The sequence below is a fragment of the Leucobacter luti genome (genome assembly GCF_019464495.1).
GTDB classification, from domain to species: Bacteria; Actinomycetota; Actinomycetes; order Actinomycetales; family Microbacteriaceae; genus Leucobacter; species Leucobacter luti_A.
The window spans coordinates 2,054,837-2,079,363 of sequence record NZ_CP080492.1; the positions used below are offsets into that span (position 1 = coordinate 2,054,837).

18 protein-coding genes and 5 pseudogenes are annotated in these 24,527 nt (G+C 66.5%); 18 read left to right on the forward strand and 5 right to left on the reverse strand.

Annotated elements, in window-relative coordinates:
• Positions 1-43 precede the first annotated feature (43 nt).
• The gene (locus K1X41_RS09270; RefSeq protein ID WP_132205515.1) at positions 44-265 is read right to left on the reverse strand and encodes a heavy-metal-associated domain-containing protein; all 222 of its coding nucleotides are present in this window, start codon (positions 263-265) and stop codon (positions 44-46) included.
• A gap of 215 nt (positions 266-480) precedes the next feature.
• Between K1X41_RS09270 and K1X41_RS09275 the strand changes: the two are divergent.
• Positions 481-1,631: pseudogene (locus tag K1X41_RS09275) on the forward strand (glycosyltransferase).
• Positions 1,632-1,825: 194 nt separating this feature from the next.
• On the opposite strand, the gene K1X41_RS09280 reads toward K1X41_RS09275, so the two are convergent.
• On the reverse strand, positions 1,826-2,584 hold the full coding sequence (locus K1X41_RS09280) for a GntR family transcriptional regulator (RefSeq protein ID WP_132205511.1): 759 nt from the start codon (positions 2,582-2,584) through the stop codon (positions 1,826-1,828).
• Between the two features lie 169 nt (positions 2,585-2,753).
• Here K1X41_RS09280 and iolC point away from each other — a divergent pair, with 169 nt between their 5' ends.
• From iolC to K1X41_RS09325, 9 genes and pseudogenes are all read left to right on the forward strand, one after another.
• Positions 2,754-3,710, forward strand: coding sequence for a 5-dehydro-2-deoxygluconokinase (iolC, locus tag K1X41_RS09285; RefSeq protein ID WP_133616352.1), 957 nt, complete (start codon positions 2,754-2,756; stop codon positions 3,708-3,710).
• Position 3,711: 1 nt separating this feature from the next.
• On the forward strand, positions 3,712-4,596 hold the full coding sequence (locus K1X41_RS09290) for a Cgl0159 family (beta/alpha)8-fold protein (protein WP_133616353.1): 885 nt from the start codon (positions 3,712-3,714) through the stop codon (positions 4,594-4,596).
• Positions 4,597-4,664: 68 nt separating this feature from the next.
• Entirely contained in the window at positions 4,665-6,179 is a 1,515-nt protein-coding gene (locus K1X41_RS09295) for a CoA-acylating methylmalonate-semialdehyde dehydrogenase (protein WP_133616354.1), read from the forward strand.
• A gap of 68 nt (positions 6,180-6,247) precedes the next feature.
• Complete coding sequence (gene iolB, locus K1X41_RS09300) at positions 6,248-7,285, forward strand: 5-deoxy-glucuronate isomerase (RefSeq protein WP_220174437.1); 1,038 nt, start codon at positions 6,248-6,250, stop codon at positions 7,283-7,285.
• A pseudogene (gene iolD / locus K1X41_RS09305) lies at positions 7,282-9,205 on the forward strand (3D-(3,5/4)-trihydroxycyclohexane-1,2-dione acylhydrolase (decyclizing)). Before iolB ends, iolD begins: the two are co-directional and overlap by 4 nt.
• Before the next feature lie 153 nt (positions 9,206-9,358).
• Complete coding sequence (locus K1X41_RS09310; RefSeq protein ID WP_396426474.1) at positions 9,359-10,285, forward strand: sugar phosphate isomerase/epimerase family protein; 927 nt, start codon at positions 9,359-9,361, stop codon at positions 10,283-10,285.
• Between the two features lie 122 nt (positions 10,286-10,407).
• Positions 10,408-11,423: pseudogene (locus K1X41_RS09315) on the forward strand (Gfo/Idh/MocA family protein).
• Positions 11,424-11,504: 81 nt separating this feature from the next.
• Entirely contained in the window at positions 11,505-12,377 is an 873-nt protein-coding gene (locus K1X41_RS09320) for a sugar phosphate isomerase/epimerase family protein (protein ID WP_133616359.1), read from the forward strand.
• Positions 12,378-13,266: 889 nt separating this feature from the next.
• Positions 13,267-13,764, forward strand: coding sequence for a hypothetical protein (locus K1X41_RS09325; protein ID WP_220174438.1), 498 nt, complete (start codon positions 13,267-13,269; stop codon positions 13,762-13,764).
• Between the two features lie 30 nt (positions 13,765-13,794).
• Here the strand turns inward: K1X41_RS09325 and K1X41_RS09330 are convergent, their stop codons facing one another.
• Complete coding sequence (locus tag K1X41_RS09330; protein WP_220174439.1) at positions 13,795-14,571, reverse strand: sulfite exporter TauE/SafE family protein; 777 nt, start codon at positions 14,569-14,571, stop codon at positions 13,795-13,797.
• A 103-nt stretch (positions 14,572-14,674) separates the two neighbouring features.
• On the opposite strand from K1X41_RS09330, the gene K1X41_RS09335 reads away from it, so the two are divergent.
• The 3 genes from K1X41_RS09335 to K1X41_RS15655 all read left to right on the forward strand — a co-directional run bounded on the left by K1X41_RS09335 (position 14,675) and on the right by K1X41_RS15655 (position 17,424).
• Positions 14,675-16,111 (forward strand): sugar porter family MFS transporter, encoded by a 1,437-nt coding sequence (locus tag K1X41_RS09335; RefSeq protein WP_220174440.1) that lies wholly within the window; start codon positions 14,675-14,677, stop codon positions 16,109-16,111.
• A gap of 321 nt (positions 16,112-16,432) precedes the next feature.
• Entirely contained in the window at positions 16,433-17,284 is an 852-nt protein-coding gene (locus K1X41_RS09340; protein WP_258566415.1) for a LacI family DNA-binding transcriptional regulator, read from the forward strand.
• A gap of 5 nt (positions 17,285-17,289) precedes the next feature.
• Positions 17,290-17,424: a substrate-binding domain-containing protein gene (locus tag K1X41_RS15655; RefSeq protein ID WP_258566416.1), complete on the forward strand. Its 135-nt coding sequence runs from the start codon at positions 17,290-17,292 to the stop codon at positions 17,422-17,424.
• Between the two features lie 59 nt (positions 17,425-17,483).
• Here K1X41_RS15655 and K1X41_RS09345 read toward each other — a convergent pair whose 3' ends face one another.
• Both K1X41_RS09345 and K1X41_RS09350 read right to left on the reverse strand, forming a co-directional pair.
• Positions 17,484-18,491 (reverse strand): sugar phosphate isomerase/epimerase family protein, encoded by a 1,008-nt coding sequence (locus K1X41_RS09345; protein ID WP_220175822.1) that lies wholly within the window; start codon positions 18,489-18,491, stop codon positions 17,484-17,486.
• A 34-nt stretch (positions 18,492-18,525) separates the two neighbouring features.
• Positions 18,526-19,715, reverse strand: a pseudogene (locus tag K1X41_RS09350) (Gfo/Idh/MocA family protein).
• Positions 19,716-19,848: 133 nt separating this feature from the next.
• Here K1X41_RS09350 and K1X41_RS15660 point away from each other — a divergent pair.
• The 5 genes and pseudogenes from K1X41_RS15660 to K1X41_RS09370 all read left to right on the forward strand — a co-directional run.
• Positions 19,849-19,941 (forward strand): annotated as a pseudogene (locus K1X41_RS15660) (LacI family DNA-binding transcriptional regulator); the annotation flags it as partial.
• 371 nt (positions 19,942-20,312) lie between these two features.
• Positions 20,313-20,837, forward strand: coding sequence for a LacI family DNA-binding transcriptional regulator (locus tag K1X41_RS15665; protein WP_258566417.1), 525 nt, complete (start codon positions 20,313-20,315; stop codon positions 20,835-20,837).
• A gap of 648 nt (positions 20,838-21,485) precedes the next feature.
• A complete protein-coding gene (iolG, locus tag K1X41_RS09360) occupies positions 21,486-22,493 on the forward strand; it encodes an inositol 2-dehydrogenase (RefSeq protein WP_220174441.1) in 1,008 nt (335 codons plus the stop codon).
• Between the two features lie 13 nt (positions 22,494-22,506).
• Entirely contained in the window at positions 22,507-23,280 is a 774-nt protein-coding gene (locus K1X41_RS09365; protein WP_220174442.1) for a TIM barrel protein, read from the forward strand.
• A gap of 45 nt (positions 23,281-23,325) precedes the next feature.
• Positions 23,326-24,408, forward strand: coding sequence for a LacI family DNA-binding transcriptional regulator (locus K1X41_RS09370; RefSeq protein WP_220174443.1), 1,083 nt, complete (start codon positions 23,326-23,328; stop codon positions 24,406-24,408).
• Positions 24,409-24,527: the final 119 nt, after the last annotated feature.

The window sequence follows — 24,527 nt, forward strand, 5'->3', positions numbered from 1 at the left end:
ACGGGCCACACCCGTTTCTCTCGGAGGGCGCCGTGCACACGTGCTAGGCGCGGGTCGCGGAGTAACCGGCCTCGGTGACCGCGGCGGCGATTGCGGCGTCGTCTACTGTGCCGTCAGTTTCGACGCGGAGCTTGCCGGTCTGGGCGCTCACTTCGACGTTTGCGACGCCGGGGACTGCGCCGACTTCTTCGCGGACGGACATCTCGCAGTGGCCGCAAGTCATCCCGGTAACGAGGAAATCAGTGGTGGCGGATGCGATGCTCATGGTGCTCCATTCGTGGGGGTGTGACACTGAGGCTATACCCCTGAGGGGTATCGTGCAACGCAACGCAACCTCATGGTCGCCTATTCCCGTTGCGGTGATTTTCGGACTACGCTCGATGGATGACCGTCTCCTGGGAGTCACCGCGCCTGCGGGTTGGCTTCGTCATGCTGCACACCTCCCCGCTCGACGTGCCTGGCACGAAAGATGCGGGCGGCATGAACGTTGTGGTGCGCGCACAGGCCGAAGCGCTCGCGCGATCGGGCCATACAGTGCGAATCTTCACGCGTCGCGCGGATCAGGAATCCGCACCGCGGGTCACACTGGCTCCGGGGCTCCAGGTCGTGCACCTTGATGCTGGGCCTGCACGGCTGCTCGCGAAAGCGGAGCACGAGCCAGTGATGGTCGCGTTCGGAGCGCAGCTGGCGGCCGAACTTGAGCGCGATCCCGTTGACGTATTGCACGCGGAGCACTGGTTCTCGGGGATTGCAGCGCTCCCAGTTGCGCGGCAACAGCAGATCCCGCTTGTCCAGAGCTTCCACTCGATTGCGGTGGCCGAGGAGTCAGAGCAGCCGGGTGAGCGACCCGAATCACCGGGCCGTCTCGCCGGCGAGCGCCGTCTTGCCCGAGAAGCCGATCTGCTCATTGCAGTGAGCGCCGCGGAGCGCGACACCATCATTGCGGACCTGGGCGGCGATCCTGAGCGTGTGCGCGTCGTCCCGCTTGGGGTGGATACTGAGCTGTTTCGTCCCTGTGCCAAGCGCGAGTGCGCCGAGCGTCAGGATTGGTTCGCGCACGGCGGCCGCGCTGAGGTGCTCGCCGTTGGCCGCTTGCACCCGCTGAAGGGCTTTGATCTCGCCCTCGACGCAGTCGCGCAGATTCCGGCCGAGCAGCGCCCGGCGTTGCGCATCGTCGGCGCTCCGCCCCCTGACGGGGATGAGTACGCGCGTGAGCTCCATGAGCAGGCCGCCCGGCTCGGGATTCTCGCGACCACCGCGTTCGAGGGAGCGCTGCGCCGCACCGATCTCGCCGAGCGTATTCGCCGGGCGACGCTCGTGCTCGTGCCATCGCACACTGAGACGTTCGGGCTTGTCGCGCTCGAGGCCGCGGCCTCGGGGATTCCCGTGATTGCTCGTGCAGCTGGGGGCTGCGCGAGGCCGTGCTTGACGAGGTGACCGGGCTGCTCGTTACTGAGGAGGATCCTGCAGCCTGGGCCGCGGCGATCACAGAGCTGCTCGGAGATCCGGAGCGCATGGCCGCGATGGGGGCCGCCGCCCGGGCGCACGCGCTCACCAGAAGCTGGAGCGCGTCGGCCGAGGAGCTGCTCACGGCGTACGCTGGCCTCCTGGGTGCGCACTCCGCCGCATAGGTGGGGTGGGGCTGCTTCTGGGCGCGCAGCTCGGCGGCGCGCTCACCGCTGTCGAGCTCGCGCAGGAGATTCGAGCTCGTGCGGAGTGGATTCGGCGTTTTCTTCCTGCGTGAGTGAGGAATTCCTGCGTGAACTCGACGGGCGGGTTCGCGGATTCGCGGATCCGGTGCCGGTACCGGTGCCGGGGGCCTGGGCTACCGCGAGACGAGCGTGGTTTCGAAGGAGTAGAGATCGGGTCGATAGCAGTGGTGGCCGGCTTCAACCACTCGGCCGCCCTGGTCGAATGCGACGCGGTCCATCGTGAGCAGCGGCCCGCCCTTCGGCACGTCGAGGAGTTCGTGCTCGTCACCGTGTGCGCGCCTGGCACCGATCGTCTGGTTCGCTACCTTGATCGTGGTGCCTCGTGCGCGCAAGATCTCATAGAGGCCGTGCGTAGTGAGCGCCTCCTCGGTGATGTCTGCGAATTCGGGCGGGAGGAAGTTCTCGAGGATCGCTACGGGCGTGCCATCCGTGCCGCGCAGGCGTCGGATCTTGGTGATTTCGGTGCCCGGATCGACGCGCAGCAGCAGCGCTGTGGCTTCGTCGGCCGGCACGCGCTCGAGTGACAGCACACGTGTCGTCGGGGATTGACCCACTCGCGCGAGATCTTCGTGGAGGCTGGTGAGTTCAACCGGGCGAGAGACGCGCGCCTGCACCACCTGGGTGCCGATCCCGCGCCGCCGCACCAGGAGACCCTTGTCGACGAGCTCTTGGATCGCGCGCCGGACGGTGGGCCGGGAGAGGGAGAGCCGCTCACCGATGGCGATCTCGTTTTCGAGCCGCGCGCCTGCAGGGATCGTGCCCTCGCGGATCGCGCGCTCAAGCCGCGTGGAGATCTGGAAGTAGAGGGGCACCGGGCCCGAGCGGTCGAGGTCGGCGAAAACCTCATCGGGCCAAACGGCGTCGGTGCTCATGTGCTCTCCTTGCAGGTGACTGTGACATATCCGACATCGATGTCGTTATGTACGGACAATGTTACCGGCATCGCAGCTCCGCCTGGTGGATTACGGCATTCGTGCTATTGTTAGGACAAATGCAGCGACGCTTTCGATGTCGCTCTCGTGCGGGGAAAGGCGGTATCGAATGTCGGAGGCTCGACGTCCGGATGACGTGCTGGTGATGGGGCGACTCGGAGTCGATATTTACCCGCTCCAGAGCGGCGTAACGCTCGACACAGTCGACACGTTCGGGAAGTATCTCGGCGGGAGCGCGGCAAACGTCGCAGTCGCCGCTGCGCGATACGGCCACTCGAGTGCGCTCGTCTCCCGAGTCGGCAATGATCCCTTCGGCCGCTACCTGCTCGCAGAGCTTGATCGGCTCGGCGTCGACCCCCGTGAGGTGCGCGTCGACCCGCAGTATCTGACGCCGATCACCTTCTGCGAGATCTTTCCGCCTGACGACTTCCCGCTCTACTTCTACCGCGAACCGAAGGCGCCAGACCTGGAGATCGCGGTGGAGGATCTGGACGAGCAGGCCATCCAGGCCGCTCAAATCCTGTGGCTCACCGTCACCGGCTTCAGCCAGGAGCCGAGCCGAGCGGCGCACCACGCGGCGCTCGCTGCACGTGGCCGCCGCACGCACACGATCCTTGATCTCGACTACCGGCCCATGTTCTGGGAAGACCCCGCCGAGGCAAGCGCCCAGGTGGGCCGCGCGCTCGACCACGTCTCCGTTGCGGTTGGCAACCGCGAGGAGTGCGAGATCGCCGTGGGCGAGACAGACCCGGACCGGGCAGCTGACGCGCTACTTGAGCGCGGCGTTGAGCTCGCCGTCGTGAAGCAGGGCCCCAAGGGCGTGCTCGCGAAGACCCGCGCTGAGCGGGTCGAGGTGGCGCCGCACTTCGTCGACGTCGTCAACGGCCTCGGCTCCGGTGATGCGTTCGGCGGCGCCCTCTGCCACGGGCTCCTTGAGGGCTGGGACCTCGAACAGATTTTCCGCTTCGCCAACGTCGCTGGTGCCATCGTTGCCACTCGTCTCGAGTGCTCGACGGCGATGCCAGACGCGGCCGAGGTCAACACCATCCTCGCTCAGGGAGCCTGATATGACACTGGATTTTGATCGCCTGCGCGAACTCCGCGCCGCCGACCCCACCGGGATCTCCCGCGCGCTCGCGGAACGCCGCCGCCGCGATGTGATCCAAGGCGACGGGCGACTGTTCATCGTCGCCGCGGATCACCCGGCACGTGGCGCGATCGCCGTTGGTCAGAATCCGACCGCAATGGCGAACCGCTACGACCTGCTCGAGCGGATGGCGCTCGCGCTGTCCCGGCCCGGCGTTGACGGTGTGCTCGGCACCCCCGACATTATTGACGACCTCGCAGCGCTCGGGCTGCTTGACGACAAGATCATTGTCGGCTCGATGAACCGCGGCGGCCTCCGCGGCGCCTCCTTCGAGCTCGATGATCGCTACACGGCGTACGACGTGCCAGCGATGGTGCGGCAGGGGATTGACTTTGCGAAGACTCTGATCCGAGTCGATCTGCAGGACGAGGGCACGGCAGCAACGCTCGCGGCGACTGCGCGGGCGGTGGACGCCGCTGCTGCCGCCGGACTCCCAATCATGCTGGAGCCGTTCATGAGCAGCCGAGTCGACGGCAAAGTCATCAATGATCTGACGGCGAACGCCGTGATCCTCTCCACCGCAATCGCCTCGGGCCTCGGGAACTCGAGTGCCCACACCTGGATGAAGCTGCCAGTCGTGCCCGAGATGGAGCGCGTCATGGAAGCAACGACGATGCCGACGCTGCTGTTGGGCGGCGACAACGGCGACGCCCCCGACATCATGTACTCCGCGTGGGAGCGCGCGCTCGCGCTGCCAGGCGTGCGCGGCCTGACGGTCGGCCGCACGCTGCTGTACCCGAGCGATGGCGATGTTGCCGGCGCCGTCGACACTGCCGCGCGTCTCGTGCACCGCAACCTGCCGTAGCACGGCCGGATCCCGCGCACCGCATCCACACTTCCGACTCACACCGACTTCCCCGAAGAGGACCCACTATGAGCACCGACACTCTCCCCGTTATCCCGCACTGGATCGACGGCGCACGCTTCGAGTCGACGAGCGGCCGCACGGCCCCCGTCTACAACCCGGCCACCGGCGAACTGCAGGCGCACGTTGCGCTCGCGAGCGAAGCAGAGATCTCCGCGGCGATCCAATCGGCCCAGCGCGGCTTCGAGACCTGGAGCGCGTTCTCCATGGCAAAGCGCCAGACCATCATCTTCGCGTTCCGCGAGTTGCTGAACGCGCGCAAGGGCGAACTCGCCGACATCATCACCGCCGAGCACGGCAAAGTGCGCTCGGACGCGATGGGCGAGATCCTGCGCGGCCAGGAAGTCGTAGAGCTCGCGACGGGGTTCCCGCACCTGATCAAGGGCGCGTTCTCGGAAAACGCTTCGACCGGGATCGACGTCTACTCGATCAAGCAGCCGATCGGCGTCGCCGGTATCATCTCGCCGTTCAACTTCCCAGCGATGGTGCCGATGTGGTTCTTCCCCGTTGCGATCGCCGCGGGGAACGCCGTCATCGTGAAGCCGTCGGAGAAAGACCCGTCGGCAGCGCTCTGGCTCGCAGAGCTGTGGGCGGAGGCTGGCCTTCCTGCCGGCGTGTTCACCGTGCTCAATGGGGACAAGCTCGCAGTTGACGGGCTGCTCACCGATCCGATCGTGCAGTCGATCTCATTCGTCGGCTCGACACCGATCGCGCAATACATCTACGAGACCGCGTCGAAGCACGGCAAGCGCGTGCAGGCACTCGGCGGTGCGAAGAACCACATGCTCGTGCTGCCGGATGCAGATCTCGATCTCGTTGCTGATCAAGCGATCAATGCCGGCTACGGCGCGGCAGGCGAGCGCTGCATGGCGATTTCCGTGGTGCTGGCGGTGGAGCCGGTCGCCGATGAGCTGATCGTCAAGATCCAGGAGCGTATCGCGCAGCTCACAATCGGCAACGGCGCGACGACCCCCGAACCCGACATGGGGCCGCTGATCACCGCGGCACACCGCGAGAAGGTGTCGTCCTACGTCGACATCGCCGAACAGGATGGCGCGACGATCGTCGTCGACGGCCGTGACTTCCGCGTCGACGGCGCCGAAGACGGTTTCTTCTTCGGCCCGACGTTGATCGACCGGATCCCCACCACCTCCCGCGCCTACACCGAGGAGATCTTCGGCCCGGTGCTGGAGATTGTCCGGGTCGCCACGTTCGATGAGGGTGTTGCGCTGATCAACTCGGGTGAGTTCGGCAACGGCACCGCGATCTTCACGAACGATGGGGGAGCGGCACGCCGATTCCAGCACGAGATCCAGGTCGGCATGATCGGGATCAATGTCCCGATCCCGGTCCCCGTTGCGTACCACTCCTTCGGCGGGTGGAAGGCCTCGCTGTTTGGTGATGCGAAAGCGTACGGCGTGCACGGCTTCGACTTCTTCACACGCGAGAAAGCGATCACGAGCCGCTGGCTTGATCCGGCGAAGCACGGCGGGATCAACCTCGGTTTCCCGCAGAACGACTAGCTGGCGATCCTCGCAACGCGCGGACACCGCACGCGCACACCGCGACACTGAAAGTGGAGACTGAAGACATGACGCAGCAGGCTGAACGCTGGTTCCATCGCCGTGGCGATCTCGCCGCAGCAGGGTGGGAAACCGTTGTTGACGAGCACACTCCGGGCTGGGCACACACTGGACTGCGTGTGGGGCGACTCAGCGCTGGTGACACCCTCGCGCTCGACGGCACTGGTGTGGAGCGGCTGGTTGTGCCGCTCTCTGGCTCGTTCTCCGTGCGGTACCGAAGCGCTGGTGCGGGATCGGGCGCCGGTGCCGACACCGTCGCAGACACGGTCACCGAGCTTGCGGGTCGCGCCTCCGTGTTCGACGGTCCAACCGACGTGCTGTACCTCGGCGCGAATGCGACAGGCACCGTCACTGCGACCGGGCCGGGCGAGAGCCGCTTTCTCGTCGCGACTTCACCGACGGACATCGTGCGGCCGAGCCACTACATGCCTGTCGCAGACGTGCCCGTTGAGCTGCGCGGGGCCGGCGCGTCCAGTCGCCAGGTGCACAACTTCGGTCGCAAGGAGTCGCTCGACGCGGCCCGCTTCATCGTCGTGGAAGTGATCACTCCGGCCGAGAACTGGTCCTCCTACCCGCCCCACAAACACGATGAGCACGTGCCGGGCCACGAGTCGGAGCTCGAGGAGATCTACTACTTCGAGGTCGCGCCGACACAGGACGCCCCGGCGGGGGTCAGCGCAGAACACGCATTTGGCATGTTCAGCACGTACTCCTCCCCAGCGGGTCCCATCGAGATCGACGCACGGGTGTATACCGGAGACGTCGCACTCGTGCCGCACGGCTACCACGGCCCAGCCGTCGCCGCCCCCGGGTACGACATGTACTACCTGAACGTGATGGCAGGCCCGGATCCGGAGCGCAGCTGGCTGATCAGCGACGACCCGGCGCACGGCTGGGTCCGCGAAACCTGGGAGGGGCAGGAGCTGGATCCGCGCCTGCCGTTTGCATCCGCGACGTCTGGAATCCAAGCCGTCCCGGCTGCCGCTGATCCGTCTGCCAGCACCACCACCACTGTTCCCGCACCAGAAACGGAGGATCCTCGATGACCACCAGCCGCATGACGGTCAGCCAGGCGCTGATCGAGTTCCTCGCAAATCAGTGGACGCTGGACCGTGATGGTGCGGGTGCTGAGATCCGTGAACGGACCATCCCGGGCACGTTTGGGATCTTCGGGCACGGAAACGTGGCCGGGATCGGGCAGGCGCTGAAACAGCTCAACACGCACGATCCCGAGTTGATGCCCTATTACCAGGCACGGAACGAACAGGCGATGGTGCACCAGGCCGTCGGCTACGCCCGGATGCACCGCAGGCGCGGCACCTACGCTGCCGCGGCGTCGGTCGGCCCGGGAGCAGCGAACCTGCTCACGGGCGCGGCGCTCGCCACCACGAACCGGCTGCCGGCCCTGCTATTGCCGAGCGACACGTTTGCGACTCGCGTTGCGGATCCCGTGCTGCAGCAGTTGGAGCAGCCGCACGACATCGGGCTCACAGTGAACGACGCGTTCCGCCCGGTGTCCAGGTTCTTCGATCGCGTGCAGCGCCCCGAGCAGCTGTTCGCGATCGCGCTCGCCGCAATGCGCGTCCTCACCGATCCGGCCGAGACCGGTGCCGTGACTATCGCGTTGCCCGAGGATGTGCAGGCCGAGGCGATTGACGTGCCTGCCGAGTTCCTGCAGCCGCGCGAGTGGCGCATCCGGCGCCCGCGGCCCGAGCGCGACGCGTTCGCCGCGGCGCTGCGAGCGATCAGGAAGCCAAACGCCCGCTGATCGTTGCGGGTGGCGGGGTGCTCTACTCTGAGGCCGAGACTCAGCTGCGCGCGTTCGTCGAAGCGACCGGGATTCCTGTGGGGAGCTCGCAGGCCGGCGGCGGCGTGCTCGATTGGGATCACCCGCAGAACCTCGGGGGATCGGGGCGACCGGAACACTGGCGGCGAACCGCCTGGCAGCGGAGGCCGATCTGATCATCGGGATCGGCACGCGCTACAGCGACTTCACGACCGCCTCGCGCACCGCGTTCCAGCACCCCGATGTGCGGTTCGTGAACATCAACGTCGCGGCCTTCGACGCGTACAAACACGGCTCGCAGCTGCCCGTCGTTGCTGATGCGCGTGAGACGCTGCTCGAGCTGCTTGAGGTCGCAGGCGAGCTGCGGATCGACGCCGACTACGCCGAGCGGATCGTGCGGGAGAAGCGCGAGTGGGATGCGCTGGCCGATGCGGCGCTCGCGCCGACCGGCTTGGCGCTACCCGGCCAGAGCGAGATCATCGGCGCCGTGCAGCGCTCCTCCGATCCCGCAGACGTCGTGGTGCAGGCAGCAGGATCGCTGCCAGGCGACCTGCACAAGCTGTGGCGGGTGCGCGATCCGCTCGGCTACCACGTTGAATACGCATTCTCGTGCATGGGCTACGAGATCGCAGGTGGGCTCGGCGCAAAACGTGGGCTGCTCGCAGCTGGCGACGACCGCGATGTGATCGTGATGGTCGGTGACGGGTCCTACCTGATGCTCAACACGGAGCTCGTGACGGCGGTGGCCGAGGGGATCAAGCTCATTGTTGTCCTGATCCAGAACCACGGCTACGCCTCGATCGGGCACCTTTCTGAAACCGTCGGGTCCGAGCGCTTCGGCACCTGGTATCGCGAGTACGATCCCGCGGCCCGCAATTTCCAGGGGGAACAGGTGTTGCCAGTGGATCTCGCAATGAACGCGCGCAGCTATGGGATGGACGTGATCGAGGTGGAGCCGGGGCCCGATGCGATCGCTGATCTCGAGGCCGCGATGGCGACTGCGAAGGCGTCTGAGCGGGCAACGTTCATCCACATCAACAGCGATCCGCTACGGTACGCGCCGGACGGCGCCGGCTGGTGGGATGTCCCCGTCGCCGAGGTGTCGACGATCGAGTCGACGCAGCGCGCCCGCACCGAGTACGAAGCTCAGCAGCAGGCCCAGCGGCCCCTGCTCGGGTAGCGCTGGGCGCCCCATCCGGCGCAGCGCCAGCCTGATCCGCGACGCATGAATTCAGCTTCAGCGTCGCACCTTTTCCCGAAGACCCAGACGCCGAAAATCACGCACAGCAGCGAGGATGCGTGAACGTTGAGTGCAGCACGAGGAGTGAACGCCGTGAACGAACTGTCAGCTGAGAACCCCGGACTCCGCATTGGGACAGCGCCCGACTCGTGGGGCGTGTGGTTCCCGGACGACCCGGCGCAGGTCCCGTGGCAGCGCTTCCTCGACGAGGCAGTGCAGGCCGGCTACGAGTGGATCGAGCTCGGTCCCTACGGCTACCTTCCGACTGACCCGCATCAGCTGGAAGACGAGCTCGGATCCCGCGGGCTGAAGCTCTCCGCCGGCACCGTCTTCACCGGGTTTCACAAGGGTGAGGACGAGTGGACCCGGGCCTGGGATCAGGCGCTCGACGTTGCCGGCCTCGCCTCGAAGCTTGGTGCCGAGCACCTGGTCGTAATCCCGGACCTCTGGCGCAGCGACGCGACGAGTGAAGTGCTCGAGTCGCGCACGCTAGACGATGCGCAGTGGCAGAAGCTTGCCGCGGGCCACGACCGGCTCGGCAAAGCGCTGCTCGAAGAGTTCGGTATGCGCCAGCAGTTCCACTCCCACGCCGACAGTCACATCGGCACAACGCGGGAGGTGCTGCGGTTCCTCGACGAGACCGACCCGCGCTACACGAACCTCTGCCTCGACACCGGGCACTTCGCGTACTACGGCGGCGACAACGTCAAGCTGATCGAGGATCGCCCAGAGCGCATTGGCTACCTGCACCTCAAGCAGGTTGATCCGACGCTGCTGTTCGATGTGCTGAAGAATGACCAGCCGTTCGCGTCTGCCGTCGCCGACGGGATCATGATCGAACCGCCGCACGGGATCCCGGATCTGGCCCCGATCATTGAGGCTGTTGCGCAGATCGACTCGGACATCTTCGCGATCGTCGAGCAGGACATGTACGGCTGCGATGTCGACGCGCCGTTCCCGATTGCGCAGCGCACTCGCGAGCACATTTTTGGCTGCACGCATCTGGCGCGAACCTCCTAGGCACGAACGCGCCAGCGGTTTCGCGAGAATCTTGCCGGCATCACCCTCGCCAGATGCTCGGACCGAGCATCGCGCCAGCACCGTCGCTGACACCCACACCACACACGCAAAGGAACACAGATATGACCGCAGAACTCCGCGTAGCCGTCGTCGGCGCAGGCATGATGGGCGCCGATCACATCCGGCGCATCACCGACCGAATCAGCGGCGCACGCGTCGCGGCGATCGTTGAACCCGATGCCGGACGCGCAGCCGCCGCCGCGGAACACGCGCCGGGGGCACTCGCCTTCGCCAGCCTGGGAGAGGCGATCGCGGCCGACGCCGTCGACGCCGTGCTGATCGCGACCCCGGGCAGTTCCACGCCCCGGTGCTGCGGCCCGCGCTTGAAGCACGCCTCCCGATCCTGTGCGAGAAGCCGTTGACCCAGGACTCGGCCTCATCGCTCGAGATCCTCGAACTCGAGCAGCAACTCGACCGGCCCCACATTCAGGTCGGATTCATGCGCCGCTTTGATGCTGAGTACCAGCAGTTGCGCGAGCTGATCGCCTCCGGCGACTCCGGAGAACTGCTCATGGTCCGCGCAGTGCACCGCAACCCGTCCGTGCCCGGGTCGTACACGCAGCAGATGCTTATCACCGACTCGGTGGTGCATGAGTTTGATGTGGTGCCCTGGCTCGCCGGATCCCGCGTCGTGAGCGTCGAGGTGAAGTTCCCGCGCCGCAACGCGCTCGCGCCCGAGCGCCTGCGTGAGCCGATCCTGGTGATTATGGAACTCGAAAACGGGGTGCTCGTCGATGTCGAGATGAACGTCAGCGTGCAGTTCGGCTACCAGGTGAGCACCGAGGCCGTGCTGGAGCGCGGCGTCGCCCGCATCGGGCAGCCCTCCGGCATGCAGCGCTGGGAAGCCGGCCAGTTCATCGTCAAGGAGCACGAATCATTCACCACGCGCTTCGCCGCCGCCTATGACGCACAGATCCAGCGCTGGGTCGACGCGGTGCGCCGCGGCGATTTCGTCGACGGCCCGAATGCGTTCGACGGCTACCTGGTCGCCCTCTCCTGCGAGGCAGGCGTGCGCGCGCTCACCGAGCCCGGCGCACAGCGCGTCGCAGCGGTCGATCGACCGGCGTTCTACGCGTAACCTCACGCAAATCCGACGCCCCGCTGGAAGCTGATCCGGCCCCCGCTCACGACTCTGACCCACTGACCGCGAAGGAGCACCATGGTCCGCATTGCCCTCGACCCAACGCCGTACAACGACACCGTTGCGCTTGTCGACTTCCCGGAGCTCGCCGCGCGGCTCGGGTATGAGTACCTGCAACTCACCCCGAACCCTGACTTCGGTCGCCACTTCCACTTTCCGAAGTTGGATGACGAGCTCGTGAGCACTCTGAAGCGGAGGGCGCGTGATGCCGGGGTGACGATCACCTCGCTGCTCCCGGTGCAGCGATTCTCGTGGCCGGAGGAGCCGCAGCGCATCGCGGCGGTGCGGAATATGACGCGCTATATCGAGCTCGCGGCTGAGCTCGGCGTGCCGATCGTGAACACGGAGTTTTCGGGGCGTCCCGAACGTGAAGAAGACTCCGAGGCTGGGTTCTACCGCTCGATGGAGGAGCTGATTCCCGTGCTTGAGCGCGAGGGGGTCACACTCAACATCGATCCGCACCCCGATGACTTTGTCGAGGACGGGCTCGAAGCGTGGCGCATCATTCGTGGTCTCAACACGAGCCAGGTGGGCTTCGTCTACGTCGCAGCGCATAGTTTTCATATGGGAAATCGGGCCGCGACGCTGATTCCGGAACTCGGCGGGCGCCTCGGCGCCGTCTACGCCTCAGACACGTTCGACCACACCCGTTCGAACGCACTGCGCTACATCACCAACCCCCCGGGCAACGCTGTGCGCGTGCACCAGCACCTCGCGATCGGTGACGGCGATGTTGACTGGACGGAGCTGTTTGGTGTGTTGCGCGCAGCCGGGTACTTCGAGCGCCCAGACGCGCTGATCGTATCGAACGTCTTTGCCGAGGACGAGCGCGCGGATGAGATCTCGCGGTTCCAGCTGGCGAAGATCCGGGAGTTGATCAGCGCGGCATAGGGGTCGCGGGGGCACGTACCCGAGCACAGGCGCATCTCGCAGCGCGCCAGGCACATTCGCCACGTACTCAGCGGGCCTCGGGTAGGCTCAGCTCGGGGCCACAGAATGGGAACACCGTGAAGTATTACCGCGCCATTGCGATCATCCTCGGCAGTATCACTGCCGCCGCGCTCGTGATCCCGTTTGCGCTTCCGTCCGCCGGAGACGGACTCGCCTCAGCCCTGTTTGGCTGGCTGATCGTCGCGCCAGTTGGTGCGTTCCTCACAGTGCTCTTCACGCTGTTTGCCTCAGTTGCCCAGGTCAATAATCCGCTGACCTCCCGGAAAGTTGCGGGCGTGGTCTGCGGGCTGTGGACACTGTGCCTCGTGATCGTCGCGGCCGCCGCCATCATCCTGTTCCAAATGCCGGGGCGAGTCCCACTCCTCGCCGAAGGGGTCGGAGTATTTGCGATCACGCTGTTGCTCGCGACGGTCACGGTGTTCGGCTACGCGATGACCACGCGCCGGATGGATCGCGCTGAGCTCGCCGAGGATCCTGCTGCGCGTGCGGCTGCCGCGCCGCGTCGTCGCCGACGCACGAAGACGATCGTGGCCGTCTCCGTTGTCGCCCTCGTGCTGGCGGGTGGAGCGGTGTGGGGCGCCGCGCAGCTGCGGCTCGCTGAGAGCACCGCACCACCGTCGAGGCTATTGACTACTGGACGCCTAAGGAGTTCGCGCTGGACTCTGAGAACGAGGCGAAGCTCGCCGTTGCGTGCCTGGGGCACCCGGACGCGCTCGCCGAGCTGGATCGCTTCGAGACCGTCGCGACCGCCTCGCCGATCGCGCTCCCGAGCGAACTCACCGAGAACCTTGCGGCGGGGATTGACCCGGCGCGTGCGGGCCTCGCGGCCATGGACACCACCGCGTGTGAGGAAGTCGCCGCCGAGGTCGCGGCGGAGCTCAGCGCGAATGACGTGGATCCGGCAGCGATCCCGTGGCGCAGCGCGGACCCGATCGCGCAGCTCACTGAACTGCGGGCGCAGCCCGAGCCGAGGCCGTACGCGCAGGTCGCCGACTTTTTGGTCACCGGATCCCAAGCGAAGCAGGCTGCCCGACAACTCGCTGACACGCGCCATGGTTTTGTCACCGCGCGCGACAACGGCCCTGCGAGCGATGCACTTGCGGCCCCTGTGGTGACCGCACTCGGGCTCGTGTCCGAGGAGCTCAGGGCGGCAGCGATTGATGGGAGCGAAGCGGTCATCATGCAGGCTGGGATGGACGGCACTGAGGCCGCAGAGGAGTTGCGTGCGCTCGCGGCTGCGGCGCAGGATCAGTCCGCCGGATCGGTGCAGGCCAACGGTGCCCTCGCTGACTACGTCGTGGCAGCCAACGCCATGCTCGGGGTGTAGCCAGCGCAGCTTCTGCACTCCCGCGGTGAGCTACGCGATGAGGAGGTAGCAGGCGCCGAGGATCGTGCACACCGTGACGGCCCAATCGAATGCGCGCTGTTTGATCCGCGCGGCGATCCATCGCCCCAGGATTGCGCCGAGGATGACTCCGGGCGCGAGCAGCAGATCGAGCGAGAGAAGCTCGGGCGTGATGAGGCCGAGGCCGATGGAGATCGGCAGTTTCGCGAGATTGATCACGGCGAAGAACCAGGCCGCGGTGCCGAGGAACGCGTGCACAGGGAAGCGCGCGGCGAGGAAATACATCGACATCACGGGTCCGCCGGCGTTCGCAACCATGGTGGTGAAGCCGCCGAGTGTGCCGTATCCACCCGCCGCGAGGCGGCCGCTCTGGGGAACCGCTCCGTCGCCCACGGACAACTGGGGTGGGCTGGCCGCCCTGCGCGCACGCTGCCACAGGGTGAATGCCACGACGAATAGCAGGATGACCCCAATGATGCGGCGCACCCACGTGTCATCCGCCAGGGCGAGGAAGAGCGCCCCGAGCGCGAGTCCGGTAACCACGGCTGGAATCAGGCGGAGGAGCGTGGGCCAGTGCGCGTATTTGCGATAGCTGAGCAGTGCGAACGCGTCTCCGAGCAGCAACAGAATGAGCAGTGCGCCAGTCGAAGAGCGGGCCGGGAGGACAGCGGCGAACGCGGCGATGGAGAGTGTGTTGATCCCCGGAATTGCCGTTTTTGAGACCCCGACCAAGATCGCAGCGACGGCGAGCAAGAGCCAGGCGGCTGGCGCGAGATCCGGCAGAGTCATGGAGTCACCCTAGCGGACAGCCGAATTTGTGCAAATGTCAGAACATAGTAGAGTCGATTGGAGCGCTCCGCAATCGCGGGGCTTGCATGACGAAGGAGTCGAAATGCCCGCAGGTACAGCCCGACCCGGACGAGTGGCGTTGCCTCCGCTGACGGAGGGGCCGCACCGGAGAAGGCTGGGTCTCGTTGCGCTGATCGCCACGTTTGGCGGCCTGCTCTTCGGCTACGACACCGGAGTGATCAACGGCGCTCTGCGACCGATGGCCGCAGAGCTGGGCCTCACCCCGTTCACCGAGGGCGTCGCCACGAGCTCTCTCGTGTTTGCCGCGGCAATCGGTGCCATGATCGGTGGCCGACTCTCCGATGGCTGGGGGCGCCGCAAGACCATCATCGCCCTCGCAGTGCTATTTTTTGTCGGCACACTCGCGGTCGTGGTGGCCCCGAACCTTGCCGTGCTCGTGCTGGGCAGAATCCTGCTCGGCCTCGCGGTCGGCGGCGCTTCGACGGTCGTACCGGTCTTCCTTGCCGAACTCGCACCGTATGAGATCCGAGGGTCCCTCGCCGGCCGCAACGAGCTCATGATCGTCGTCGGGCAACTCGCTGCGTTCGTCGTGAACGCGATCATCGGCAACACCCTCGGCCACCTCGACGGCGTGTGGCGCATCATGTTTGCCATCTCCGCGATCCCCGCCATCGTGTTGTTCTTCGGCATGCTCCGGATGCCGGAGTCACCGCGATGGCTCGTGCAGCGCGGCAACGTTGCTGAAGCGCGCGCGGTGCTCGCAACTGTCCGCAGCGCCGAGCGTGCCGAGGCTGAACTCGAAGAACTCGCTGCGCTCGCAGAGGCGGAAAGCCACCAGCGCGTGCTGGGATGGCGCGCGGTGCTCACGAACAAGAACCTGGTGCGCATCCTGCTCATCGGCATCGGCGTTGGCATTGCCCAGCAGCTCACCGGCATCAACTCGATCATGTACTTCGGGCAGACCGTGCTCATCGAATCGGGCTTCGATGAGAGTGCCGCGCTCATCGCCAACATCGCGCCGGGCATCATCGCCGTCATCGGCGCCATCATCGCTTTGGCCATGATGGATCGCTTGGATCGCCGCAAAACCTTCATTATCGGATTCACGCTGACCACACTGAGCCACCTGCTGATCGGACTCGCTTCGATGCTCCTGCCGGTGGGCTCCGCTGCACGGCCCTGGGTGATTCTGCTCCTCGTGGTCGTGTTCGTCGGCTCGATGCAGACGTTCCTGAACGTTGCAGTGTGGGTGTATCTGTCCGAAATCTTCCCGCTCCACATGCGCGGCTTCGGCATGGGGATCTCCGTGTTCATGCTCTGGGTCACGAACGGGTTCCTGTCGCTGTACTTCCTCTCGCTCGTTGACACCGTAGGGATTACCGGGACGTTCTTCCTCTTCGCTGTGGTGGGCGCGATTGCGCTGCTGTTCATGTGGCGATGGGTGCCTGAAACGCGGGGGCGCACGCTTGAATCGCTCGAAGAGGACGTCACCACCGGCGCGATCTACACGCAGCGGTAGCGCGCTGCTCTGCACTGGCGCGGCACCTGTGGTGCCGCGCCAGTGCTGTTTGTGCTGTTTGTGCTGTTTGTTCTGGGTGTGCTGCCTGTTCCGGGTATTTTGCCTGTTCTGCGGGGCATGGTGGCTGTCGAGCTCACGCAGGAGATCCGAGCTCAGGAGGATGGTTTCTGCCGCCTGCTTCCTGCGTGAGCTCGGATCTCCTGCGTGAGTGCAGGGGCGCCTCGATGTTCGCTCTCGGAATTCTCCTGAAAACAGTCCCGACACACTCGCCTGCGACGATGGCACGGTAGTGCCCTGAACGGGGCTGGGTGGAGGAACGACATGGGGAAACGACCAACAATCTATGACGTGGCGGCGCGAGCTGGAGTGTCGAAATCGCTCGTATCGCTCGTGCTGCAGGAGTCACCGAGCGTGAGCACCGGGCGTCGCGAAGCAGTGCACGCCGCAGTTGAGGCGCTGGGATACACACCGAGTCGGCTGGCAGCCGGGCTGGCCGGATCGCGCACGCGCAGCATCGGAGTCGTCATCGACGAGTTCGAGCGGCTGTGGTTCGCGCCGGCACTCGCCGGGCTCCGCGATGTGCTGGCGGCTGAGCGCTATACGCTGAGCATCTCAGATGCGGCCCTGAACTCTCACCTCGATCTCGATCCGCTTGAGGCGTTCCGGGCCCTGCGCGTGGACGGCGTCGTGCTTGCTGGGGAAGCCTCGCCGGAGTCGCTTGCCCGGCTCGGAGTGCCCGTCGTGGTACTCGGAACCAGAGGGGTTGAGGCCACCGGGATCACGGTGGTCGCCGGAGACGAAGTGGCCGGTGGCCGGCTCGCCGTCGCCCACCTTGTCGAGCTCGGGCACACCGACATCGCCTGCGTCTCCGCGCCCGGAGCGCTCGCCGCAGCGCGTGAAGCAGGATACGTTGCCGGAATGCGGGATCGTGGGCTACCGGTTCGGATTGTGCACGCGGCGGAGTCGAGCGAGGCTGCGGCTGACGCCGCGGTTGCCGAACTGCTGGATGGTGCAGCGAGCGATCCTCGCCCCACCGCTGTGTTCGCGGTGTCTGATCCGATGGCCCTCGGCGTGATGGGCGCCGCAGCCGCGCGCAACCTCGCTGTGCCGGGCGAGCTCTCCGTGCTCGGATACGGCGATTCCCCGCTCGCGGCCTATGGACTGGTCTCCTGACCTCGGTGAGTGGTGACGCGCGGCGGCTGGGCCAGGCGGCTGGACGCGAGCTGCTCGCTCTGCTCGACGGTGCGCACGCTCCCACGAAGACGCTGCTGCCGCCACGGCTCAGACCGCGTCGCTCAACCGCGCACTGCTGAACGTGCGCTCTTGAACGGGCGGCCTGCGGCAGGTGGCTCGTCCCCGTGCGCGCCTCAGCTCACGCGTCACCGCCGAGCCGGGCGTGCGCGTCGAGCAGCACACCCGCCGCGACCTCGAGGCCTTCGATCCGCCCCAGAGACACGTCTTCGTGTTCGATATTGACCCACATTCCCGGATCCACCTCGCGCAGTGCGCGCAGGAACTCGGTCCAGAAGATCGTGTCGTGTCCGCGCCCGAGGGCAACAAAATCCCAGGCGGCCTGCTTCGGCCACTCGTTCGCCCACTCATCACCGCCCAGGTTCGTGCGTTCCTCGTCTGCGGAGAGGCGGCGGAACGAGTTATCGAGCACGCCGTTGATGCTGGCCCACTCCGGGTTGACGCGCACATCCTTTGCCGCGGCGTGAAAGACCAATTCCCCGAGGTGGCGCACGACGGCTACCGGGTCCATCTGCTGCCAGAACAGGTGCGAGGCGTCGAGCTCAACACCGACGTGAGTTGCGCCGGTCAGCTCGATCAGCTTGTGGACGTCCGCGGAGTTGAATACGAGGTTCTGCGGGTGCAGTTCAAGCGCCACCTTTACGCCGTGCTCGGCAGCGAAGCGGTCGATCTCGCGCCAGAACGGTGCCGCGATATCCCACTGATAGTCGAGCATGTCGAGTGCCGCGGAGTTCCAAGCATTGACGGCCCAGTTCACGCGGGTGGCCCCCGGCTCGCCGCCTGGCAGGCCGGACATGGTGACGACGCGATCATGCCCGAGCCGCGCGGCCAGCTGGATCGAGCGGCGAACATCTGCGGCGTGCGCGTCCCCGATCACGGGCTGCGGATGCAGCGGGTTGCCGTTGCAGTTGAGGCCGGCGATTTCCACGCCCGTCCCCTCGAAGAGGCCGAGGAAGTCGTCGCGCGCGGCGTCTGACTCCAGGATTTCGGCGAGCGTTGGAATGTGCGTGGCGGGGAGGAAGCCTCCTGAGTTCAGTTCGAGTCCGGTGAGGCCGAGCTCCGCGACGACCGCGATCGCCTCGGGGAGTGGGCGATCGTGCAGGATCGCGTTGTAGACGCCAAGTTTCATATTCAATGCTCCGATTCTGAGGTGCGTGTCGTGGCTATGCGACCGTGACGGTGGATCCGCCTGCCGCCGCTGATTCGGTGACCGCGGCGAGGAACTCCATGTTGTGCACGCCGTCCGCGAAGCTGCGGCAGCGCGGCAGCGACTGGCCTTCGGCGATGCCGGCGACCTCCTCGAGGAATGCGCGTGCCTGGTGCACGAACAAGTCGTTCTGGCCGATCCCGACCCCGGGGCGTCCATGGCCCAGCCGCCGGAGTAGTAGGGGTGCGCCGGACCAAGCGGCACGGTGCGGTACCCGACGAGATCGCTCAGTTCATCGTGCAGCATGACCTCGACCTGGGCCGGATTCGTCTGCGACCAGCGTGCGGCACCCCGCGAGCCGAAGATCTCGAGGAACAGGTCGTTGGGGTGGCCGGCGGCCACGCGGGAGACCTCGAGCGTTCCCACGCAGCGCTCGAAGCTCGCATTGAATGTCGCGTAGTCGTCGTTGGTGACGGGCGAGCGCTCCTCGCTGACGTTGCCGCGAGTGTGACCGACCACCTGTCCGAGGGGCTTGGGGCGCTCGGTGATCGCAGTGTGGAATCGGCCACCTGACACCTCACTGACCGGGCCGCACAGGTACTCCGCGAGGTAGCTCAGATGGCTCCCTACGTCGCCGAGCGCCCCTGATCCGGCCGGTCCCTGGTACCGCCAGCTGATGGGGGCGTCCGGCCGGCAGCCGTAGTCGGTCCAGTAGCGGCCTGAGAAGTGCTGCAGGTCGCCGAGCCGGCCATCGTCGATGAGCTGGCGGAGGAACGCGATCCCGGGTGAGCGGAGGTAGCTGAAGCCGATCCGGGCGACGAGGCCGCGCGATTGTGCTGCCGCGGCGAACTCAGCCATGGCGCGTGCGTCCTCGATCGTGTCGCTGAGCGGCTTCTCGCAGAGCACGTGCTTGCCAGCTGTGAGCAGACCCTCGACGATCTCGCGGTGCAGCGAGTTGGCGACGACGACGCTGACGACGTCGATGTCGTCTGCCGCTGCGATCGCGCGCCAGTCGCTGTCCGCGCGGGAGAAGCCATAGCGCGCTGCGGTCTCCTGGGCCAGGGGCTCGTAAACGTCGGCGATCGACACGAGCCGGATCTCGGGCAGCACAGGGCTGTAGACGGTGGTAGCTGCGCGGTAGGCGGCGGCGTGAGCCTTGCCCGCCATTCCTGCGCCGATAACGGCGACGCCGAGCGATGATGACACGATGCTCCCTTGCGATGGATGAGCGCGATAGGATTGGAGCGCTCCAATTTCGTCAAAGCTAATGTCCTGACATACTTCTGTCAAGGGGGAAAGCAGCGTGTTGCCGCCGGCGACGGGAGCGAACGGAGAAGCTATGGGGAATCGGCCAACGATCTACGATGTCGCAGCTCGGGCAGGCGTCTCGAAGTCGCTCGTCTCCCTCGTGCTCCAGGGCTCACCGCGCGTGCGCCCAGACAAGCGCGCGGCGGTGCTCGAAGCGGTGGCTGCACTCGGGTACTCGCCGAGTCGCCTCGCCGCAGGGCTTGCCGGCTCCCAGACCCGCAGCATTGGTGTGGTGATCGATGAATTTGAGAACCTGTGGTTCGCGCCGGTGCTGGAGGGAATCCGGGCGGCGCTTGCCGATGCACGGTACAGCCTGAGCGTTACGGATGCCCGCCTCAACGCACACCTCGGCCTCGACTCACTTGAAGCGTTCCGGGCGCTCCGCGTTGACGGAGTGATCCTTGCGGGCGAGGCATCGGAGGAGGCGCTCACGCAACTCGGCGTGCCCGTAGTGGTGCTGGGAACGCGTGCGGTGAGCGTGCCGGGGTGCCCGTTGTGGCAAGCGACGAGTTCGCCGGTGGCCGGCTCGCTGCAGCGCACCTCGCGAAGCTGGGGCACCGCGATGTGCTCTGTGTCTCTGCGCCCGGCGCCTCGGCCGCCGCGCGTGAGGCGGGCTGTGTGGCCGAACTGCGGGAGCGGGGGCTCTCGGTCCGTGTAGTGCGTGCCGCGCAGACGAGTGGCGCCGCCGCCGGTGCCGCGGTAGCGGAGCTTCTGGAGGAGCCCGAGGCGCGGCGGCCGACGGCGGTCTTCGCGGTGAATGATCCGATGGCGCTGGGGGTCATGGGGGTCGCCGCGCGGCTCGGGCTGAGCGTGCCGAGGGATCTCTCGGTGCTGGGGTACGACGACTCACCGCTCGCAGAGTACGAGCTCATCTCCCTCACCTCGATCAGTGGCGACCCGCGAGAGCTGGGAGAGGCTGCGGGCAGCGAACTGCTCGCCGTCCTGGGTGGCGGACACGCGCCGGCTGAGACGCTCCTCCAGCCGCGCCTGGTGCAGCGGGGTTCAACCGCCCCGAGATGAATTGGGCCGGGCTGGGCTGGCCTGATTTGGGCTGGGCTGGATTGGGTTGGGCTGGATTGGGTTGGGTTGGGTTGGGCTGGGCTGGGCGCCGATCATCGCGCGCAGCCGAGTTCGCGCAGGAAGTTCGAGTTCGCGCAGGAAGGAATTACGCAATGCATCCTGCGCGAACTCGAACTTCCTGCGTGAGCGCGAATGGGCAGAACGAAAAGCCCCCAAGTTCACCCAGATCCCTACAGCAGGCAGCAATACGCAGCCGTAAGCAGGGACCCGGCCCGCTTGCAGCGCACCAATGCAAGGTAGTGACCGCCTGCAGCGCGCCAATGCAAGGTGGTGCCCGTGTGCGCAGCGATCCCCGCGAGCACAGGTCTTGTACCGGTCCAACAAAATTCAGAAACCGCTCGGTTTCGGCGCGCAATTCGTGTACGTTATGACTATGTCCTGACAATCGCGCCGTACCCGGTGCCGTACCCGGTGCAGTGGTCGGCGCCAAACCCAGCGCTACACCCGGTGCCACTCCGGTGCAGTGCTCGGCGCCAAACCCGGCGCCAACCCAGCGCCAAACCCCGGCGCCACTCCGGCTCCACCCCGGTGCAGTGCCCAGCGCCGACACAGGCAGACCCGCTGAAACAGAGATCACGAGGAACCGCAATGACGCAGAACCCTGTCCGCTTCGGACTCATCGGAACCGGCCGTATCGGCCAGGTCCACGCCGCCAGTATCGCGGCCTCCCCTGACGCGGAGCTGGCCTGGGTGGCTGACCCGTTCATCGAGGGTGCGAACTCGGTGGCGCAGCGCTTTGGCGGCACGGCCACCGCCAGCCCCGAAGAGCTGATCGCATCCGGCGAGATTGATGCCGTGCTGATCGCGTCACCAACGCCCACGCACGTCGATCTCATTGAGGCGTCCATCTCAGCGGGCCTGCCCGTGCTCTGCGAAAAGCCGATCGACCTCGATATCGCCCGTGTTGACGCGCTTCGCCCGCTCGTCGCGTCGTCCGGTGTGCCCGTTGCCCTTGGCTTCAACCGTCGCTTCGACCCGAATCACGCGGCGGCGCAGGCGCGCGTGGCAGCCGGGGAGATCGGCGGGCTGGAGCAGCTGATCATCATCAGCCGCGATCCTGCAGCCCCGCCCGCGGAGTACATCTCCGTATCGGGCGGCATCTTCCGCGACATGACGATCCACGATTTCGACATGGCGAGGTTCTTCGTCTCTGACATTGTCTCGGTCACTGCGACGGGCACGCGGGCCTTCGATCCGGGTGCCCGCGAGCACGGCGACTTCGACACTGCAACGGTCACCTTGACCACCTCCGCTGGCGCTGTCGTCACGATCATCAACTCCCGCCATAGCGCTGTGGGGTACGACCAGCGGATCGAGGCGTTCGGCACCAAGGGCATGTTGCAGGTGGGCAACGTGCAGAGCAACACGGTCACGCTCTCCACAGCCGACGCCGTTGAGGCGCGGCCGGCCTACCCAGAATTCTTCCTGGAGCGCTACGCTGCGGCGTACTCGAACGAGCTCACCGAGTTCGTGAAGCTTGTGCGGGGCGAAGCCTCCACGAGTCCCACGTTCGAAGACGGCCGCGCGGCACTGGTCCTCGCCGATGCGGCGCAGCGCTCTGCGACCGAGGGTGTCGCCGTCCAGGTTCAGCTCTGAGCACGGGGGACTCATGAGCTATCGTCTCGCCGCCTGCGCGGAAATGCTGTTCCTTGACCTCCCCGTTGAGGAGCGTGTGCGCCGGATCCATGAGCGCGGGTATCTCGTGGAGATCTGGGACTGGAGCACGAAGGATCTCGCCGCGCTGGCGGCAACCGGGGCCGAGTTCTCGTCGATGACCGGATATCTGCGCGGCAACTTCACCACCGCGGAGGGCAGGGCGGCGCTCATTGCGACAGCGAAGGAGTCGCTCGTGGCCGCGGAGCTCATCGACTCGCCCCGCCTCAACCTGCACGGCACTGGCTTGGGCGATGGCGGGATCCCAGTCCTGCCAGGGGAAGCCGTCACCGGACAGGACTGGATCCAGGCCGCGGACACGCTGCGTGAGCTGGGCGAACTCGGCGCTGCGGCGGGGCGAACCTTCGTGCTGGAGAACCTCAATCTTGCCGTGGACCATCCCGGCACCCCGTTTGCGCGGGCTGCAGACACACTCGCCCTCGTGCGTGCTGTCGACCACCCACATGTGCGGCTCAACCTCGATTTGTACCACGCGCAGATCGGTGAGGGGAACCTCGTCGAACTGGTGCGGGAGGCGCTGCCATGGATCGGGGAGATCCAGATCGCTGACGTTCCTGGTCGATGTGAGCCAGGCACGGGTGAGATCCGCTATGAGGCGGTCGCTGCCGCGCTGCGCGAGTTGGGCTACACCGGAGTGGTGGCGATGGAGGCCTGGGCGAGCGGGGATCCTGATGCTGCGCTCGATGCGTTCACGGCGGCCTTTGCTTGATGTTCCGAGCGGCACCGTAAGATGAGACGGGCGTAAGGAGGAGCAATGTCGGATCAGGCTGATGCCGCCACGAGTGCTGCCTCTCGACCGCCCACGATCAGAGACGTCGCCCGCGTCGCCGGAGTGTCGAAGTCGCTCGTGTCGCTCGTGTTTAACGGGGGCGAGAACGTGAGCGAGGAGCGCAGGCTGCGTGTTGAGGCCGCCGCCGAGCAGCTCGGCTACCGCCCGAACCTCGTGGCGCAGTCCCTATCGGCTGGCCGACGCGATCTCGTTGCGATCTTCGTGTCGAACCTGCACAACCCGCTCTTCGCCGAGATTGTCGGTGCCGCAAAGGCCAGGCTCGCCGAGTCGGGCCAGCGCACGATGATCGTGAGCGCCCAAGTGGACGATGGCAGCGGTTCCACCGTGTTGGACCGGGACAATCTCGCGGTGCTGCAGGATCTGCGCCCGTCCGGGTTGATCACCGTCGGTACGATGCCCGGGTTCTCCGAGCTCGCGGATCTCACGGCGACCATTCCCACTGTCGTCGCCAGTGCCATTGACGCGACCGACGACGTGATCGCTACGGTGCGCAGCGACGATGACGCCGGGATCAATCTCGTGGTGGCGCATCTCGCCGGGCAGGGGTTGCAGCGTATCGCCTTTATCGGCGGTGCCGGCGGTACCGTTTCTGCTTCGCGCGAGGCTGCGTTTCGTGCGGCCCTGGTGCGACACCAGCTCGGTGTGGGCTGGGTGGAGCGCGCTGACTTCACCGAGGCTGGCGCCCGCCGCGCGGTCGAGCGGATGCTCACGGAGAACCGGATCCCGCAGGCCATTGTTGCGGTGAACGATCTCACGGCCGTTGGCGTGATCACCGCGCTCGAGGCCGCCGGTGTGCAAGTACCGCGCGACTGTCGTGTTACGGGCTACGACGACACGAGCCTCGCTGCGATCCCGCGGATTTCGCTCACGAGCATTGATCCGGACAACCGCAGGATCGGACGGGAAGCCGCTGAAGCGCTGCTGTCGGGCGGGGCAGGCGAAGTGCTGATCCCACCGCGTCTCGTGGTGCGCGCTTCGTCAGTTGCGCCCGCTCACCGGGCAAGTGCGGATGAGACCCACCGGGCCGCGGTGCGCATGGAAGAGTGAGCCCCTGAGCTCATCGCCCCGGGGCGTCGCGCCGGGGAGCCGCGAGGTGGTGCCGCGAGGTGGTGCCGCGCCTCCACCTGGCCCGGCAGCCAGGCGAAGCAGGCCTCGCAGCCCCGGTC

Bases quoted from the DNA above. Each gene is read 5' to 3' on its own strand.
- K1X41_RS09320 (WP_133616359.1), top strand. From the start codon at position 11,505: ATGGTCCGCATTGCCCTCGACCCAACGCCGTACAACGACACCGTTGCG.
- K1X41_RS09330 (WP_220174439.1), bottom strand. From the start codon at position 14,571: ATGACTCTGCCGGATCTCGCGCCAGCCGCCTGGCTCTTGCTCGCCGTC.
- K1X41_RS09295 (WP_133616354.1), top strand. From the start codon at position 4,665: ATGAGCACCGACACTCTCCCCGTTATCCCGCACTGGATCGACGGCGCA.
- K1X41_RS09370 (WP_220174443.1), top strand. From the start codon at position 23,326: ATGTCGGATCAGGCTGATGCCGCCACGAGTGCTGCCTCTCGACCGCCC.
- K1X41_RS09365 (WP_220174442.1), top strand. From the start codon at position 22,507: ATGAGCTATCGTCTCGCCGCCTGCGCGGAAATGCTGTTCCTTGACCTC.
- K1X41_RS09340 (WP_258566415.1), top strand. From the start codon at position 16,433: ATGGGGAAACGACCAACAATCTATGACGTGGCGGCGCGAGCTGGAGTG.
- K1X41_RS09335 (WP_220174440.1), top strand. From the start codon at position 14,675: ATGCCCGCAGGTACAGCCCGACCCGGACGAGTGGCGTTGCCTCCGCTG.
- K1X41_RS09325 (WP_220174438.1), top strand. From the start codon at position 13,267: ATGGACACCACCGCGTGTGAGGAAGTCGCCGCCGAGGTCGCGGCGGAG.
- K1X41_RS09345 (WP_220175822.1), bottom strand. From the start codon at position 18,491: ATGAAACTTGGCGTCTACAACGCGATCCTGCACGATCGCCCACTCCCC.
- K1X41_RS09290 (WP_133616353.1), top strand. From the start codon at position 3,712: ATGACACTGGATTTTGATCGCCTGCGCGAACTCCGCGCCGCCGACCCC.
- K1X41_RS09280 (WP_132205511.1), bottom strand. From the start codon at position 2,584: ATGAGCACCGACGCCGTTTGGCCCGATGAGGTTTTCGCCGACCTCGAC.
- iolB (WP_220174437.1), top strand. From the start codon at position 6,248: ATGACGCAGCAGGCTGAACGCTGGTTCCATCGCCGTGGCGATCTCGCC.
- iolC (WP_133616352.1), top strand. From the start codon at position 2,754: ATGTCGGAGGCTCGACGTCCGGATGACGTGCTGGTGATGGGGCGACTC.
- K1X41_RS09270 (WP_132205515.1), bottom strand. From the start codon at position 265: ATGAGCATCGCATCCGCCACCACTGATTTCCTCGTTACCGGGATGACT.
- iolG (WP_220174441.1), top strand. From the start codon at position 21,486: ATGACGCAGAACCCTGTCCGCTTCGGACTCATCGGAACCGGCCGTATC.